This is a genomic window from Microvirga sp. ACRRW (genome assembly GCF_022346925.1).
Taxonomy (GTDB): domain Bacteria; phylum Pseudomonadota; class Alphaproteobacteria; order Rhizobiales; family Beijerinckiaceae; genus Microvirga.
In genome coordinates this window covers 431447-446755 of the sequence record NZ_JAKRNJ010000004.1, presented here as the reverse complement: position 1 = coordinate 446755, position 15309 = coordinate 431447, and the positions used below count along the sequence as shown (strand labels likewise).

Annotated in this window: 14 protein-coding genes; 10 read left to right on the top strand and 4 right to left on the bottom strand. The window is 64.1% G+C overall.

What is annotated here, in order from left to right; translation table 11 throughout:
• Positions 1-4 precede the first annotated feature (4 nt).
• Positions 5-631: a thymidine kinase gene (locus tag MHY87_RS12250; protein WP_239352086.1), complete on the top strand. Its 627-nt coding sequence runs from the start codon at positions 5-7 to the stop codon at positions 629-631.
• 11 nt (positions 632-642) lie between these two features.
• Here the strand turns inward: MHY87_RS12250 and MHY87_RS12245 are convergent, their stop codons facing one another.
• Together MHY87_RS12245 and MHY87_RS12240 are read right to left on the bottom strand one after the other, a co-directional pair.
• Positions 643-1455 (bottom strand): hypothetical protein, encoded by an 813-nt coding sequence (locus MHY87_RS12245; protein WP_239352084.1) that lies wholly within the window; start codon positions 1453-1455, stop codon positions 643-645.
• Entirely contained in the window at positions 1452-2372 is a 921-nt protein-coding gene (locus MHY87_RS12240; protein ID WP_239352280.1) for a tyrosine recombinase XerC, read from the bottom strand. Before MHY87_RS12240 ends, MHY87_RS12245 begins: the two co-directional genes overlap by 4 nt.
• 171 nt (positions 2373-2543) lie before the next feature.
• On the opposite strand from MHY87_RS12240, the gene MHY87_RS12235 reads away from it, so the two are divergent.
• Positions 2544-3164: a class I SAM-dependent methyltransferase gene (locus tag MHY87_RS12235; protein WP_239352083.1), complete on the top strand. Its 621-nt coding sequence runs from the start codon at positions 2544-2546 to the stop codon at positions 3162-3164.
• A gap of 39 nt (positions 3165-3203) precedes the next feature.
• Entirely contained in the window at positions 3204-5366 is a 2163-nt protein-coding gene (locus tag MHY87_RS12230) for a primosomal protein N' (RefSeq protein WP_239352081.1), read from the top strand.
• Here MHY87_RS12230 and MHY87_RS12225 read toward each other — a convergent pair.
• The gene (locus tag MHY87_RS12225) at positions 5335-5556 is read right to left on the bottom strand and encodes a hypothetical protein (protein WP_239352079.1); all 222 of its coding nucleotides are present in this window, start codon (positions 5554-5556) and stop codon (positions 5335-5337) included. The two genes, MHY87_RS12230 and MHY87_RS12225, sit on opposite strands and share 32 nt — an antisense overlap.
• A 154-nt stretch (positions 5557-5710) precedes the next feature.
• On the opposite strand from MHY87_RS12225, the gene MHY87_RS12220 reads away from it, so the two are divergent.
• The 7 genes from MHY87_RS12220 (at position 5711) to MHY87_RS12190 (ending at position 12050) form a co-directional block, all read left to right on the top strand.
• The gene (locus MHY87_RS12220; RefSeq protein WP_239352077.1) at positions 5711-6271 is read left to right on the top strand and encodes a histidine phosphatase family protein; all 561 of its coding nucleotides are present in this window, start codon (positions 5711-5713) and stop codon (positions 6269-6271) included.
• A 207-nt stretch (positions 6272-6478) separates the two neighbouring features.
• On the top strand, positions 6479-7051 hold the full coding sequence (locus tag MHY87_RS12215; protein ID WP_239352075.1) for a F0F1 ATP synthase subunit delta: 573 nt from the start codon (positions 6479-6481) through the stop codon (positions 7049-7051).
• Positions 7051-8580 carry a F0F1 ATP synthase subunit alpha gene (gene atpA / locus MHY87_RS12210; protein WP_239352073.1) on the top strand — a complete coding sequence of 510 codons (1530 nt, stop codon included), beginning with the start codon at positions 7051-7053 and terminating at the stop codon, positions 8578-8580. Before MHY87_RS12215 ends, atpA begins: the two co-directional genes overlap by 1 nt.
• A 53-nt stretch (positions 8581-8633) precedes the next feature.
• Positions 8634-9506: a F0F1 ATP synthase subunit gamma gene (locus MHY87_RS12205; RefSeq protein ID WP_239352071.1), complete on the top strand. Its 873-nt coding sequence runs from the start codon at positions 8634-8636 to the stop codon at positions 9504-9506.
• A 21-nt stretch (positions 9507-9527) separates the two neighbouring features.
• A complete protein-coding gene (atpD, locus tag MHY87_RS12200; protein WP_239352070.1) occupies positions 9528-10982 on the top strand; it encodes a F0F1 ATP synthase subunit beta in 1455 nt (484 codons plus the stop codon).
• Between the two features lie 113 nt (positions 10983-11095).
• Positions 11096-11497, top strand: a complete 402-nt coding sequence (locus MHY87_RS12195; protein ID WP_239352069.1) for a F0F1 ATP synthase subunit epsilon — start codon at positions 11096-11098, stop codon at positions 11495-11497.
• Positions 11498-11534: 37 nt separating this feature from the next.
• On the top strand, positions 11535-12050 hold the full coding sequence (locus MHY87_RS12190) for a 2'-5' RNA ligase family protein (RefSeq protein WP_239352068.1): 516 nt from the start codon (positions 11535-11537) through the stop codon (positions 12048-12050).
• A gap of 71 nt (positions 12051-12121) precedes the next feature.
• On the opposite strand, the gene putA is transcribed toward MHY87_RS12190, so the two are convergent.
• Complete coding sequence (gene putA, locus MHY87_RS12185) at positions 12122-15220, bottom strand: bifunctional proline dehydrogenase/L-glutamate gamma-semialdehyde dehydrogenase PutA (protein ID WP_239352067.1); 3099 nt, start codon at positions 15218-15220, stop codon at positions 12122-12124.
• Positions 15221-15309 lie beyond the last annotated feature (89 nt).

Sequence of the window (15309 nt, the reverse complement as noted above, 5' to 3'; positions counted from 1 at the left end):
ATTCATGGCAAAGCTCCACTTCATCCACTCGGTGATGAACGCAGGCAAGACGACCCATCTCCTGCAGGTTCGTTACAACTATGTCGAGAACGGCGGCAACGTGCTGCTGTTCACGAGCTTGATCGACGACCGGTTCGGCGTCGGCAAGGTGAAGTCCCGCATCGGCCTCGAGGCCGATGCGATCCCGTTGAGAAAAAACGACGACATCGCTGCCTATGTCGCGGCGGAGCATGCCAAGAAGAAGGTGACGGTCGTTCTGATCGACGAAGTTCAGTTCATGACCGCCGATCAGGTCCGTCAGCTGGCCTGGATCGTCGATGAGCTGAAAATCCCCGTCATGGCCTATGGGCTGAAGAACAACGTGTACGGCACGCTGTTCAGCGACGCCATCGCGACGATCATGGCGCTGGCTGAGGATTTTCAGGAGATCAAGCAGCTCTGTCATTGCGGCCGCAAGGCCACGATGATCCTGAAGTTCGATCCCAATGGAGAAGCGGTGCGCTCCGGCCCCGTGATCGAGATCGGCGGCGAGAGCCGCTACGTCTCCGTCTGCCGTCCGCATTGGACCAAGGGCAATATCGGCCCCGCCGCACGTCAGTTGCTGGCAGAGGCAGTGGTTGCTGCGGAATAAAGCGCGGATAATTACTGCCTGATGGCCGCCTTGGGCGGCCATTGCTTTTTCTGGCGCAGCACATGGCCTTCCTCTGCCGTCGGCGCGGGATCGGGAAAGCCGATGGCGTGCAGGCGCGCCAAGAGTTCGAGCCGGTGCTGATTCATGCGGCTTGAATGATCCCAGGCAGGCACACGGCCCGCTCTCTCGGCGATGGAGCCGAGAGTCGAGCCGAGCGCATCCATCACCCAGGGAGACGCGCCGAGATCGAGAAACTTCAATACCATGTCGAAGCGGCGCGTCATGGCGGCGGACAATGCGACGGAGCCGCCCGCCATGGCAGGCATGTTGAGATCGGCGCCGTTGCGGATGTAGAAGTCGAGCACCGCCTCATTGCGTGTGTCGAGCGCTTGAACGATGAGCAGGTCACCGCCGCCGTAATTGTCGAGGCTGGCGCCTGCGCGATGAAGGCGCTCCAGCCAGCGGATGCTGCCCTTGATGGTGGCGGAATACATCGCCTGTCCCGCGATCTTGCCCTTCGGCGGGCCTAACGCGTCCCATGTGACGAGCGTATCGAAGGCTTTGCGCTGATCCGCGATCACCGCGATCTCGATCCAGCTCGTCACTTTACGTCCGATAGCCTGCGGATCGATGGCTTTCGAGGAGAGAAGCGCCGTCATGGTCTCGATGTCGCCGGATGCCACGGCAATCGCCATCTGCTTGTCGGCGGGGGCATCGAAATACATGTCGGGGCCCGCAGCTGACGCCGGGCCGGGATATCCGAAGAGGCCGAGAAGAGTGAACAGAACGGCGCGAAGGCCGCCTCGGAGATGCCGGAGAATCATGCCGTCTCTTGTCGTTTTCTCCGGAAAGCCGGATGCGCTGCTTCAACGGCTTCCATGAGCCGGGCTGCATCCACCTTGGTATAAAGTTGCGTCGTCGACAAGGAGGCGTGGCCGAGCAACTCCTGAATGCCGCGCAGGTCGCCGCCCTTGGCGAGAAGATGCGTCGCAAAGGAATGGCGCAAGGCATGGGGCGTCGCGCTATCGGGCAAGCCGAGCGCGCCGCGCAGCTCCTCGACAGCCAGCTGAATGATGCGCGGCGAAAGCGGTCCGCCACGCGCACCGACGAAGAGCGGGCCTTCCGGCGGGATCGCATAGGGGCAGAGATGCAGGTAGTCCTCGACAGCTTGCTGGATCGCCGGGATCACGGGCACGCTGCGCATCTTGCCGCCCTTGCCCGTTACCGTGATCGAATCGATGCCGTTGACGGGCGCATCGCGTCGTTGAAGACCAAGCGCCTCGGAGATACGAAGCCCCGCGCCGTAGAGCAGGGAGAGCACGGCGGCGTCGCGTGCGAGAATCCAGGGTTTGCGGTCTGCGGAGGCGCGCGTTTCCTTGTCCGTCACCGCGACAGCCGAGGAGGCGGAGAGGGGACGCGGCAGATTCTTCTCTACCTTCGGGGTGCGAATCGCAGCAAAGGCCGAGGCGGTGCCGTGGCCCTCCCGCTCAAGATGGCGCGCGAAGGAGCGAAGGGCCGCGAGCTGACGCATGAGCGAGCGGCTCCCTACGGAATTCATGCGGCGCGCGGCCAGGAACGAGCGGATATCGAGGGGCTTCAATCCCAGCACGCCCTTGATCGTGGGGTTCTCGCCGAGATGCTCGGTGAGAAAGGCGAGGAATTGCCGGATGTCCCGGGCATAGGCCTCCACCGTCTTCGGGGAGAGCCTGCGCTCCTTGGCGAGGGATTGAAGCCACGCCATCACCTCCCGGCGGGTATCCTCCGCGCCAGGCAGGACAAGATCGAGGGCAGATGGTTGCGGCTTGGTGCTGGTCACATCCGCATTCTCCTCTCGTGGCCTTGCCAAAAGATGAAGCCGGCAGGAAACACTCTGATAAACTGGATAATGTCCGGGACAGTCTGGGAGAATAGCGTGAAAACCGAAGCGAAACTCATCCCGAGCATTGCAGGCTATGCCGAGGAAGCCGATTCGCTGGTTGATTCCTATGAGAGCATCACCTTTGAGGATGTCTATCAGCCGCTTCTCGATCTTCTGCCTGAAAGGGGGCATGCCCTGGACATCGGCGCGGGAACCGGTCGGGATGCTGCGGCACTTGCGGCAAGGGGATTTCGCGTTCATGCGGCGGAACCCACGGCGGAGCTGCGCGCTCATGCGCAGCGTCTGCATCCCGATCCCGCCATTACGTGGACGGATGACGCTTTGCCCGATCTCGCCGGGCTTCTTGCGGGAGGAACCCGTTTCGATCTCATCGTGATGACGGCGGTGTGGATGCATCTCGACGAGGAGGAGCGTGCCAAATCCCTTCCGCGCATCATAGATCTTCTCGCTCCGGGCGGACGCCTGTTCATGACCGTGAGAAAAGGTCCCATTCCTCCGGGGCGTCGGATGTTCCCCATTCCGATCGAGCCCTTGATCATCGCTGCGAAGAGCAACGGTCTTGTGCTTCTGCGAGCTGATGAGTTCGGTGATGCATTGGGTCGCCAGGATGTGACGTGGACCAAGCTTGCTTTCGAGCGGCAAAATCGGGTCTAAGCATCTCCTCATGCACTCGATGGACATGTTCGCTTCCTGATGGCCTCCAAGATCGCCGATGTCCTCATCCCGCTGGCGCTGGACACGGCCTATTCCTATGCCGTGCCGGACGACCTTGCGCTCGAGGAGGGCGATGTGGTGCAGGTGCCGCTCGCGACCCGCGAGGTGGCGGGCGTGGTCTGGGGATTGCGCGAAGGGCAGGGCGCCAATTTCAAGAAGGTGACCGGCGCTCTCGAAGGGCCGAACCTTTCCCCGAAGATGCGCAAGTTTCTCGATTGGGTGTCCTGGTACACGCTGGCGCCCAAGGGCTCGGCGCTGGCCATGAGCCTGAAGTTTCCCGATCCCGACCGTTCGGAGGTCGTGCGTGTCGGCGTGAAACTCACCGAGAATTTTCCGAAGCGCATGACGCCCGCGCGGCAGAAGGTGATCGAGGCGGCGCGGGACGGTGTCGTGCGCTTGAAAAGCGAGCTCGCCCATGCCGCGGGCGTCAGCAGCGGCGTCATCGACGGTTTGATCGACGAAGGCGTCCTTGAAACCCTCGCTCTGTTGCAGGAGCCGGTGGCGGGTCTGCCCAAACCCGATTTCGGCGACACCACGTTGTCCGACGGTCAGGGCGATGCGGCGAAAGAGCTCGTCGCTGCCATGGGCGAGGAGCATCCGCCCGTGATCCTGCTGGAGGGCGTCACGGGCTCGGGCAAGACGGAAGTGTATTTCGAGGCGGTGGCCGAGGCCGTGCGGCAGGGCCGGCAGGCGCTGATCCTCATGCCGGAAATCGCGCTCACCGCCCAGTTCCTTGACCGATTCGCCGCCCGCTTCGGCGTCAAGCCTGCCACCTGGCATTCGGGCGTGACGGGCCGCAAGCGCGAGCGCCTCTATGCGGCGATTGCGTCCGGCGAGGTGAAGGTGATCGCGGGTGCGCGCTCGGCTTTGTTTCTGCCCTATCAGGATCTCTCCCTCATCGTGGTCGATGAGGAGCACGAGACGGCCTACAAGCAGGATGACGGCGTGCATTACCACGCCCGCGACATGGCGGTGGTGCGCGGCAAGATCGAGAACGCCATGGTGGTGCTCGCCTCAGCCACGCCCTCCATCGAGAGCCGCGTGAATGTGGAGCGCGGGCGCTATCGCCATGTGAAACTGCCCGAGCGTTTCGGCGGACGCTCCATGCCGCAGATCCGCTCCGTCGATCTGCGTAAGGAGCAGATCCCGAAAGGCCGCTGGCTCTCGCCCTCACTCGTGCATTCCGTTGAGGAGACGGTTGGGCGCGGCGAGCAGGCGCTGCTCTTCCTCAACCGGCGCGGCTATGCGCCCCTCACTCTGTGCCGCAATTGCGCGCATCGCTACGAATGCCCCAACTGCTCGGCCTGGCTGGTGGAGCATCGCTTCCGCCGCTCCCTCGTCTGCCACCATTGCGGACACGTAGAGCGCACCCCGCAGGCCTGTGTGGAATGCGGCAGCGTCGATTCGCTCGTGCCCTGCGGTCCCGGCGTGGAGCGAATCGCGGAAGAGGTGACAGAGCTTTTTCCGGACAAGCGCGTCATCGTCCTCTCCAGCGACTTTCCCGGCGGCACCGAGAGGCTGCGGACGGAGCTTGCATCCATTGCGGCAGGCGAGGTCGACATCGTCATCGGCACGCAGCTCGTGGCTAAGGGGCACAACTTCCCGCTCATGACGCTGGTCGGCGTACTCGATGCCGATATCGGCCTGACCTCCGGCGATCCCCGTGCCGCCGAGCGCACCTTCCAAATGCTCCAGCAGGTCACGGGCCGCGCCGGGCGCGGCGAAAAGCCGGGGCGGGCTCTCGTCCAGACCTGGCAGCCGGACCATCCGGTGATCGCGGCGCTCGTCTCGGGCGATGCGGAGCGATTCTACGAGGAGGAGACCCGGGTCCGCGAGATGGCAGGGCTGCCGCCCTTCGGTCGGCTTGCATCTCTCATTGTTTCAGCCGAGGAGCGGGAGGTAGCCGAGGCCCATGCCCGGGCCATGGCCCTGGTGACGGAGCCGCCGCCCGGGGTCATGGTACTCGGCCCCGCCGAGGCCCCCTTGGCTCTGATCCGTGGCCGCTATCGCTATCGATTGCTGGTGAAGACGGAGCGGGAGGTGGACCTGCAAGCTTACTTGCGCTCCTGGCTCTCCCGCTGCCCAAAGGTGAGGGGCAATACCCGCGTTTCTATTGACGTGGATCCTCAGAGCTTTCTGTAAGATTGACGGACGCGGTCGTCTCGACCGCCGGCACGCGGAACTCCTTCGGCGCGAGCACGAGAACGGGCTCCCCGCCGCGTGGAGCGCGGGTGACCTGAGGCCGGGTGGCCTTCTCCAGCTCCGGAGCAAGAAAGGGGTAGCTCCAGAACAGGCCAAGCGCGAGCAATGTGAAGGCCGTGAACAAGCGCATGGGACATCTCCCGGGGTTAACCTTTCGTTAAGGGTGGGGTTCGGGTCCGACTTCTCAAGTGCGCAAAGGCACAGGTGCGGCCGACTACCTCATCCGGGTCGACGGAAACGCGATTCTGTGGTCGATAGCGGCCGAGAGGAGCCTCAAGACCCGCATGTCCAAGATCGTTCACTGCATTCGCCACGGCCAATCGACCTTCAATGCCCATTTCGCCGAGACCGGCGAGGATCCGCTGCATTTCGATGCCCCGCTCACCGAGCTTGGCCTTCGGCAGGTGGCCGAGCGGGCGCCCGAGTTGTGTCAGCATGCCTATGAATTGATCGTGACCTCGCCCCTGACCCGGGCGATCCAGACCACCTTGGGCCTGTTTGGGGAACACCCGGCCAAGCCTCCGATTCACATCGAATGCCTGCATCGGGAGCATCTGGAGAGCAGCTGCGACGTGGGGCGTGCCCCGGCCTTGCTCGCCCGAGATTTCCCGCATCTCTCCTTTGATCACTTGAACGAGGTCTGGTGGCACGACGAGGGAGAGCGGGACCCGCGCGGATTCGCCTGTGAGCCCGGTCACATTTTCGAGGGCCGGGTGGAGGAATTCCGGGGCTGGCTGAAGGCGCGGCCGGAGCGGATGATCGCGGTTGTGGGCCACGGCCTGTTCTTCAGCCGGCTTGTGGGCAAGTCTCTCGGCAATTGCGAGGTTGCCGTCCTGGAACTGTGATCCTTAACCCTGGCGTGGCCTCAGCGGCTTTTTACGGGCCGCTCTCCGCCCAGCTCGCCTTGCGCCCCAGGAAAACCCATGCTAGTGCACCCCCGCCTGGAGGCGGAGACGGTCCTGCCGCAGGCTCACTTCCATCGACCTGACGGGTTTCCCGAGAGCTTAAGCGCTTTCCCGGTCCGAGACCCGTAACTTGAGAGAGACGATTACGTGGCGCAAAGCGGCTCCCAAGAAGGCCCCCTCCTGTCAGGCGTAGCGTTGCGCTATGCCTCGGCGCTGTTCGAGCTTGCTCGGGAAGCGAATTCCGTGGATGCCGTCGCCGGCGATCTCGGCCGCTTCGATCAGCTGATCCGAGGCAGCGAAGACCTGCAGCGCCTGATCCGTAACCCTGTTTTCACGGCTGAAGAACAATCCCGCGCGATGGATGCCCTCCTGTCCAAGGCTGGCATCTCGGGCCTGACGGGCAACTTCATCCGTCTGGTGGCGTCCAAGCGCCGCCTCTTCGCTTTGCCCGACATGATCCGCGCGTATCAGGACCTCGTGTCCGACGCGAAGGGCATCGTCCGGGCTCAGGTGATCCTGGCGGAAACGCCGTCGGACGCCGTTCTCACCGAAATCAAGGCGGCGCTGCGCGACGTCGCCAAGGCTGACGTCTCCGTGGACGTCAAAATCGACCCGAGCCTCATCGGCGGCCTCATCGTGAAGATGGGCTCCCGCATGGTGGATGCCTCGGTGCGCACCAAACTCAATTCCATTCGTCTTGCGATGAAAGAGGTCCGCTGATGGACATTCGAGCCGCTGAGATCTCCGCGATCCTCAAAGAGCAGATCAAGAACTTCGGTACTGAAGCTGAAGTGACAGAAGTCGGACAGGTTCTGTCGGTTGGTGACGGCATCGCCCGTTGCTACGGCCTCGACAAGGTCCAGGCCGGTGAGATGGTCGAATTCGAGAGCGGCGTGCGCGGCATGGCCCTCAATCTCGAGACCGACAACGTCGGCGTCGTGATCTTCGGTTCCGACCGTGAGATCGCCGAAGGCCAGACCGTGAAGCGCACGGGCGCCATCGTGGACGTGCCGGTCGGCAAGGGCCTGCTCGGCCGCGTCGTCGACGCGCTCGGCAACCCCATCGACGGCAAGGGCCCGATCCAGTCCACCGAGCGTCGCCGCGTCGACGTGAAGGCTCCGGGCATCATTCCGCGCAAGTCGGTGCATGAGCCGATGGCGACGGGCCTGAAGTCCATCGACGCCCTCATCCCGGTCGGCCGCGGCCAGCGCGAGCTGATCATCGGCGACCGTCAGACCGGCAAGACCGCTGTCGCCCTCGACACGATCCTGAACCAGAAGCCGCTGAACCAGGGCAACGACGAATCGCAGAAGCTGTACTGCGTGTACGTCGCCGTCGGTCAGAAGCGCTCCACCGTCGCTCAGTTCGTGAAGGTTCTCGAAGAGAACGGCGCGCTGGAATACTCCATCGTCGTCGCCGCGACCGCTTCCGATCCGGCTCCGATGCAGTTCCTGGCTCCCTTCTCGGGCTGCGCCATGGGCGAGTTCTTCCGCGACAACGGCATGCATGCCGTGATCGTGTATGACGACCTGTCCAAGCAGGCCGTCGCCTACCGTCAGATGTCGCTCCTGCTCCGCCGTCCTCCGGGCCGCGAAGCCTATCCGGGCGACGTGTTCTACCTGCACTCCCGTCTGCTGGAGCGCGCAGCGAAGCTCAACGACGCCAACGGCGCCGGCTCGCTCACCGCTCTCCCCGTGATCGAGACGCAGGCGAACGACGTGTCGGCCTACATCCCGACCAACGTGATCTCCATCACCGACGGCCAGATCTTCCTCGAGACGGATCTGTTCTACCAGGGCATCCGCCCGGCGGTGAACGTCGGCCTCTCCGTGTCGCGTGTGGGCTCCTCGGCCCAGACGAAGGCGATGAAGAAGGTCGCGGGCAAGATCAAGGGCGAGCTGGCGCAGTACCGCGAGATGGCGGCCTTCGCTCAGTTCGGCTCCGACCTCGACGCCACCACGCAGCGCCTGCTGAACCGCGGCTCGCGCCTGACCGAACTCCTGAAGCAGCCGCAATTCTCGCCGCTGAAGATGGAAGAGCAGGTCGCCGTGATCTACGCCGGCGTGAACGGCTATCTCGACAGCCTGCCGCTCAACCGCGTGCGTGCTTTCGAGGACGGTCTGCTTTCGCTCCTGCGCGGCAAGCACGCTGACATCCTTGACGCCATCCGCGCTTCGAAGGATCTGTCGAGCGAGTCCGAAGCGAAGCTCAAGGACGTCGTCCAGAACTTCGCCAAGTCTTTCTCGTAAAGACTGACGTTCTCGTAGATCGAACCGGGATACCGGAGAGGTAGGGCTGCTCGATGCCGAGCTTGAAAGACCTTCGTAACCGCATCGCCTCGGTCAAGGCGACGCAGAAGATCACCAAGGCCATGCAGATGGTGGCCGCCGCGAAGCTGCGCCGCGCGCAGACCGCGGCGGAAGCCGCTCGTCCTTATGCGGAGCGCATGTCCGTGGTGCTCGGCAACCTCGCGTCCGGCATCACTGTCGGTCCCGAGACGCCGCGTCTGCTGGCCGGCACGGGCGCCGATCAGGTTCACCTCCTGATCGTCTGCACGGCCGAGCGCGGCCTGTGCGGCGCATTCAACTCATCGATCGCGCGTCTTGCGCGCGATCATGCCAACCGGCTTCTGGCCGAGGGCAAGACGGTCAAGATCATCTGCGTGGGCAAGAAGGGCTACGATATTCTTCGTCGCCAGTTCGCCCAGAACATCATCGAGCTGATCGACCTGCGCTCCGTGCGTCAGATCGGTTTCGAGAACGCGGATCAGATCGCGCAGAAGATCTTCAGCCTCTTCGAGGCCGGCGAGTTCGACGTCGCGACGCTGTTCTACTCGCGCTTCCGCTCGGTGATCGCGCAGATCCCGACGGCGCAGCAGATCATCCCGGCTCAGATCGAGGCCACCGGCACTTCGTCGGATGCGGTCTACGAGTACGAGCCCGAGGAAGGCGAGATCCTGGCGACCCTTCTGCCGCGCAATCTCACCGTGCAGATCTTCCGCGCGCTTCTTGAGAATGCCGCTTCCGAACAGGGCGCCCGCATGAGCGCCATGGACAATGCGACCCGCAACGCGGGCGAGATGATCAAGAAGCAGACGCAGACCTACAACCGGTCGCGTCAGGCGATGATCACCAAGGAACTGATCGAAATCATTTCGGGCGCCGAGGCGCTCTGACGAATCCGAGAGGAGCCTCACATGGCTAACACCGCTAAAGCCGGCAAGAATGTCGGTCACATCACGCAGGTCATCGGCGCCGTCGTCGACGTGCAGTTCGAAGGCCAGCTGCCGGAAATCCTGAACGCTCTGGAGACGACCAACCAGGGCAACCGCCTGGTGCTCGAAGTCTCGCAGCAGCTCGGCGAGAACACCGTGCGCTGCATCGCCATGGACACCTCCGAGGGTCTGGTGCGCGGCCAGGAAGTTACCGACACCGGCGCTCCGATCTCGGTTCCGGTCGGCGCTGCCACGCTCGGACGCATCATGAACGTCATCGGCGAGCCGGTGGACGAGGCTGGCCCGATCGTGGGCGAAAGCACCCGCGCCATCCACCAGCCGGCTCCGTCCTATGCCGAGCAGTCCACCGAGGGTCAGATCCTCGTCACGGGCATCAAGGTCGTCGACCTGCTCGCTCCCTACGCCAAGGGCGGTAAGATCGGCCTCTTCGGCGGCGCAGGCGTCGGCAAGACCGTTCTCATCATGGAGCTCATCAACAACGTCGCGAAGGCACACGGCGGCTACTCCGTGTTCGCCGGCGTCGGTGAGCGTACCCGCGAAGGCAACGACCTCTATCACGAGATGATCGAGTCGAAGGTGAACGTGAACCCGGCCGAGAACAACGGCTCTGCCGCCGGCTCCAAGTGCGCCCTCGTGTACGGCCAGATGAACGAGCCCCCGGGCGCCCGCGCCCGCGTTGCTCTGACCGGTCTGACGGTTGCTGAAAACTTCCGCGACCAGGGCCAGGACGTGCTGTTCTTCGTGGACAACATCTTCCGCTTCACCCAGGCAGGCTCCGAGGTGTCGGCGCTTCTCGGCCGTATTCCTTCGGCCGTGGGCTATCAGCCGACCCTGTCCACCGACATGGGCGCCCTCCAGGAGCGCATCACCACCACCACCAAGGGTTCGATCACCTCGGTGCAGGCCATCTACGTGCCCGCCGACGACCTGACCGACCCGGCTCCGGCCACCTCCTTCGCCCACCTCGACGCCACGACCGTTCTGTCGCGTTCGATCGCGGAAAAGGGCATCTACCCGGCCGTGGACCCGCTCGACTCGACCTCGCGCATGCTCTCGGCTGCCATCGTCGGTGAAGAGCACTACAACGTCGCCCGTCAGGTCCAGCAGGTGCTGCAGCGCTACAAGGCGCTTCAGGACATCATCGCGATCCTGGGCATGGACGAGCTTTCCGAAGAGGACAAGCTCACCGTGGCCCGCGCCCGCAAGATCGAGCGCTTCCTCTCGCAGCCGTTCCACGTGGCCGAAGTCTTCACTGGCTCGCCCGGCAAGCTCGTGTCGCTCGAAGACACCATCAAGGGCTTCAAGGGTCTGGTCGACGGCCAGTACGATCACCTTCCCGAGGCTGCCTTCTACATGGTCGGCACCATCGATGAAGCCGTCGAGAAGGCCCAGCGTCTCGCGGCCGAAGCTGCCTAATTGAAATTGAGTTTTCCCGAGGCGTGCCCGCACGCCTCGGGATTGCTTTATCCAGCCTGTCTCCACCGATTCCAGACCGCTTCCAACGGGCGGTCTGCTGACGAGAAGCTCAAATGGCCACCTTCAACTTCGAACTCGTCTCCCCCGAGCGCGTGCTGTTCTCCGGCGCCGTCGACGCGGTGGTTCTGCCTGCGAGCGAAGGCGACATGACGGTTCTCGCCGGCCATGCGCCGATGATGACGACCCTCAAGACCGGCTTCCTCGTCGTCACCAGCACCCCCGGCAATGGGACACGCGTTCTGGTGCGCGGCGGCTTTGCCGATATCAGCCAGAACGGTCTCACCGTTCTCGCCGAGCGCGCTCTTCCCGCCGAGGAGCTGACGCACGAGATCCTGGACAAGGAAATTCTCCAGGCCGAGATGGCCTGGGATGCCACCAACGATCCCATCGCCCGGCAGGCCGCTGAATCGGCCATCGCGCAGTTGCGCGAAGCCAAAGAGGCGCTGACCTACTGATCTGAAACAACCCGGCTCCGGCCGGGTTTTTCTTTTCATGACCAAGCCCGCGCCGCTCATTCTCACGCTCGCCCTGGACGAACGCTCCTTCACCTTCTTCGACGAGCAACGGCGGCGCTACTTTCCGCCCGAGCGGAACTTCATCCCCGCGCATCTGACGCTGTTCCATCATCTGCCGGGCGAGTACCTCGACAGCATTCAGCCGCTCATCGAGGACAGATGCTCCGCGCTGTCCTGCTTCCCGCTGGGCGTAACGGGCTTGCGCTCTCTCGGCCGCGGCGTCGCTTACACCTTGCAATCGGATGAGCTGAGAGACTTGCGGAGCGGTCTCATGCAGGAATGGGCGCAGTGGCTCACGCCGCAAGACCAGCAGAAGCATCAGCCGCACGTCACCGTGCAGAACAACGTCGAGCCACACAAGGCGAGGGCGCTGCTGACGGAACTGTCGGAGACGTTCCTGCCGTTCCAAGCGCACGCGCAAGGTGTGGATCTCTGGTGGTATCGCGGAGGGCCATGGGAGGCTGTGAAACGCTTTTCATTTAGAGGTCCATGACAGTGTCATGAATGCGAAAGCCCCGGATGTGATCCGGGGCTTTCGTTCTGTCGATCTCAGATCAGGGATGCTTACTCACCCATTGCGATCAGGTTCGCATTACCACCCGCAGCAGCCGTGTTGATCGTCACCGTCTGCTCAGTGGCGAAGCGCAGGAGGTAGTGCGGGCCGCCTGCCTTCGGGCCGGTGCCGGAGAGGCCGTGGCCGCCGAAGGGCTGCACGCCCACCACCGCGCCGATCATGTTGCGGTTCACGTAGACGTTGCCGACCGACAGTGCGTTGACGATGCGATGTACGGTGGCGTCGATACGCGAGTGCACGCCAAGCGTCAGGCCGTAGCCTGTTCCCTCAATGGCCTGGATCACCTCTTCGAGCTTGCCCGACTTGTAGCGCACCACATGCAGCACCGGGCCGAACACTTCTTGCGCCAGATCGTGCGGCTTGTTCAGTTCGAAGATGTGCGGCGCGACGAAGGTGCCGGTCGTGGGCGCGCTGCCCGCATAATGCACTTTCGCCTGGCGATTCATCGTCTCGATATGCGCATCGAGCTTGTCCTTCGCCTCGCGGTCGATCACGGGGCCGACATGAACCGATACATCGCGCGGATCGCCGAGCTTCAGCTCGCGCGCATTGCCGGCGATCATCTCGATCATGCGGTCGGCCACATCGTCCTGCACGCAGAGCAGGCGAAGCGCCGAGCAGCGCTGACCGGCGGAGCGGAAGGCCGACATCACAACGTCGTCGGCGACCTGCTCAGGAAGCGCGGTCGCATCGACGATCATCGCATTGATGCCGCCGGTCTCCGCGATCAGCGGGACGATGGCGGCATCCTTGTTCGCAAGCGTGCGGTTGATGATGCGCGCCACTTCCGTCGAGCCGGTAAAAACGACGCCCGCCACACTTTCATGCTCCACAAGCTGCGCGCCCACGCGTCCGTCGCCGGGCACGAGATGAAGCGCGGTCTTGTTGACGCCTGCTTCATGCAGGATGCGCACGGCGAAATCCGCGATCAGCGGCGTCTGCTCGGCAGGCTTGGCGACAACCGCATTGCCTGCCATCAGCGCCGCGCTCACCTGACCGAGGAAGATCGCGAGCGGGAAGTTCCAGGGCGAGATGGCGACGAACACGCCGCGTCCGCGCAGGCGCAGCACGTTGCTCTCGCCGGTCGGACCGGGCATCGCTTCGCCGTTGCCGAAGAGCGTGCGGCCCTGCACGGCATAGTAGCGGCAGAAATCCACTGCCTCGCGCACTTCGGAAAGCGCATCGTCGAGGGTTTTGCCTGCCTCGACCTGCAACAGATGCAGCAGCGCACCGCGGCGCTCTTCCATGAGGTCGGCGGCACGCTCCAGCGCCTTCGCACGCGTCTCTGCATCCGCGCGGCTCCAAGCATTGAAGCCAGCGCGGGCGGACGCCATGGCGCGATCGACAATCTCGGGCGTCGCTTCAGCCACCTGACCGGTAATTGTCGTGCCGTCGATGGGGCTGACGACGGGACGCGCCTCGCCGGAGGCCACCTTGCCGTCGAGCAAGGGATCCGCGCGATAATTCTGTGCTGCGGCTTGCCTGATTTCGGCAAGCAATGCATCGAGCGAAGCCTGGTGGCCGAACTCCACGCCCTTCGAATTCGGGCGCTCGGGGCCATAGAGATCGCGGGGCAGCGGCAACTTCGGATGTCGCGCCTGATCGGCCGATACGATGATGTCGGCGGGGCGCTTGAGCAGAGCCTGCACCGGAACGTTGGGGTCAGCCGCCACTGACACGAACGAGGAATTCGCGCCGTTCTCCAGAAGACGGCGCACGAGATAGGCGAGAAGATCGCGGTGGCCGCCGACCGGCGCATAGGCGCGGCAGGCAAGGCCCGGATTGTCCTCGAGCAGGCGCGCATAGAGCGCCTCGCCCATGCCGTGCAGGCGCTGGAACTCGTAGCCCTCCGTGCCGCCCGCACGCTCGATGATCGAGGCGACGGTGAGCGCGTTGTGAGTGGCGAATTGCGGATAGATGCGCGGACGAAGCGAGAGCATCTTCTCGGCGCAGGCGACGTAATGCAGGTCCGTCATCGCCTTGCGCGTGAAGACCGGATAATCGTCGAGCCCACGCTCCTGCGCACGCTTCACTTCCGTGTCCCAATAGGCGCCCTTCACGAGGCGCACCATCATCTGGCGATCATACTTCTCGGCCATGGCGGCAATCGCATCGATCACGGAGCCCGCGCGCTTCTGATAGGACTGGATGGCAAGGCCGAAACCCTTCCAGTCGGCAAGCGACGGATCGGCGATTACGGCCTCGATGACTTCGAGCGAGAGTTCGAGACGGTCCGCCTCTTCCGCGTCGATGGTGAAGTTGAGGTCGTAGGACTTGGCTTTGCGCGCCAGCTCGATCGTCAGCGGCACGAGCTCGCGCATCACGCGCTCGCGGCTCGTGGCCTCATAGCGCGGATGAAGCGCGGACAGCTTCACCGAGATGCCGGGACGGTTCGGCAGCGGCTCGTTGCCGGCGGAGCGCCCGATGGCGTCGATGGCGGCGGCGTAAGAATCGTAGTAGCGGCGCGCGTCGTCTGCCGTGCGCGCACCTTCGCCCAGCATGTCGAAGGAATAGCGATAGATGCGGCCCTTGGCGGAGCCCGCGCGCTTCAACGCATCCTCGATGGTCTGGCCGAGGACGAAATGGTTGCCCATCACACGCATGGCTTGGCGCGTCGCGGTGCGCACGGCGGGCAGGCCGATGCGCTTCGTGAGCTGGCCGAGAATGCTCTCCGGCGTCTCGCCGGGCTGGATCACGCGGGCGGTGATGCCGAGCGCCCAGGCGGATGCGGACACCAGAAAGGCATCGGACTTCGCCTCATGACCCGCGAAATCCGCGCTGCCGAGCTTGTCCTCGATGAGCTTGTCGGCGGTCGCGGCATCCGGCACGCGCAGCAGCGCTTCCGCCAGCACCATGAGCGCAAGCCCCTCCTTGGTGGAGAGCGCGTATTCCCGCAGCATCTCCTCCACGCCGCCCAAGCCCCCGCTTTTCGAGCGGATCGCCTCAATCAGGCGGGTGGCGCTCGCGTCCACGCGGCGCTCGCGCTCGGGCGAAAGGCGGGAGCTCGCCAGGAGGCGGGCCGCAATGGCCTTGTCGTCCTCGGCGAAGGGCGGGTTGAAGGGCAGGGGAGCGGTGGAGGTCTGGGGCATCGGTTTCCTCTGGAACTTTCCGGGAAATATACGGGTGCTTATACCGCGTTTCGATGGCAATATTCGGGTCTTTGCCGTAAATTCACCGT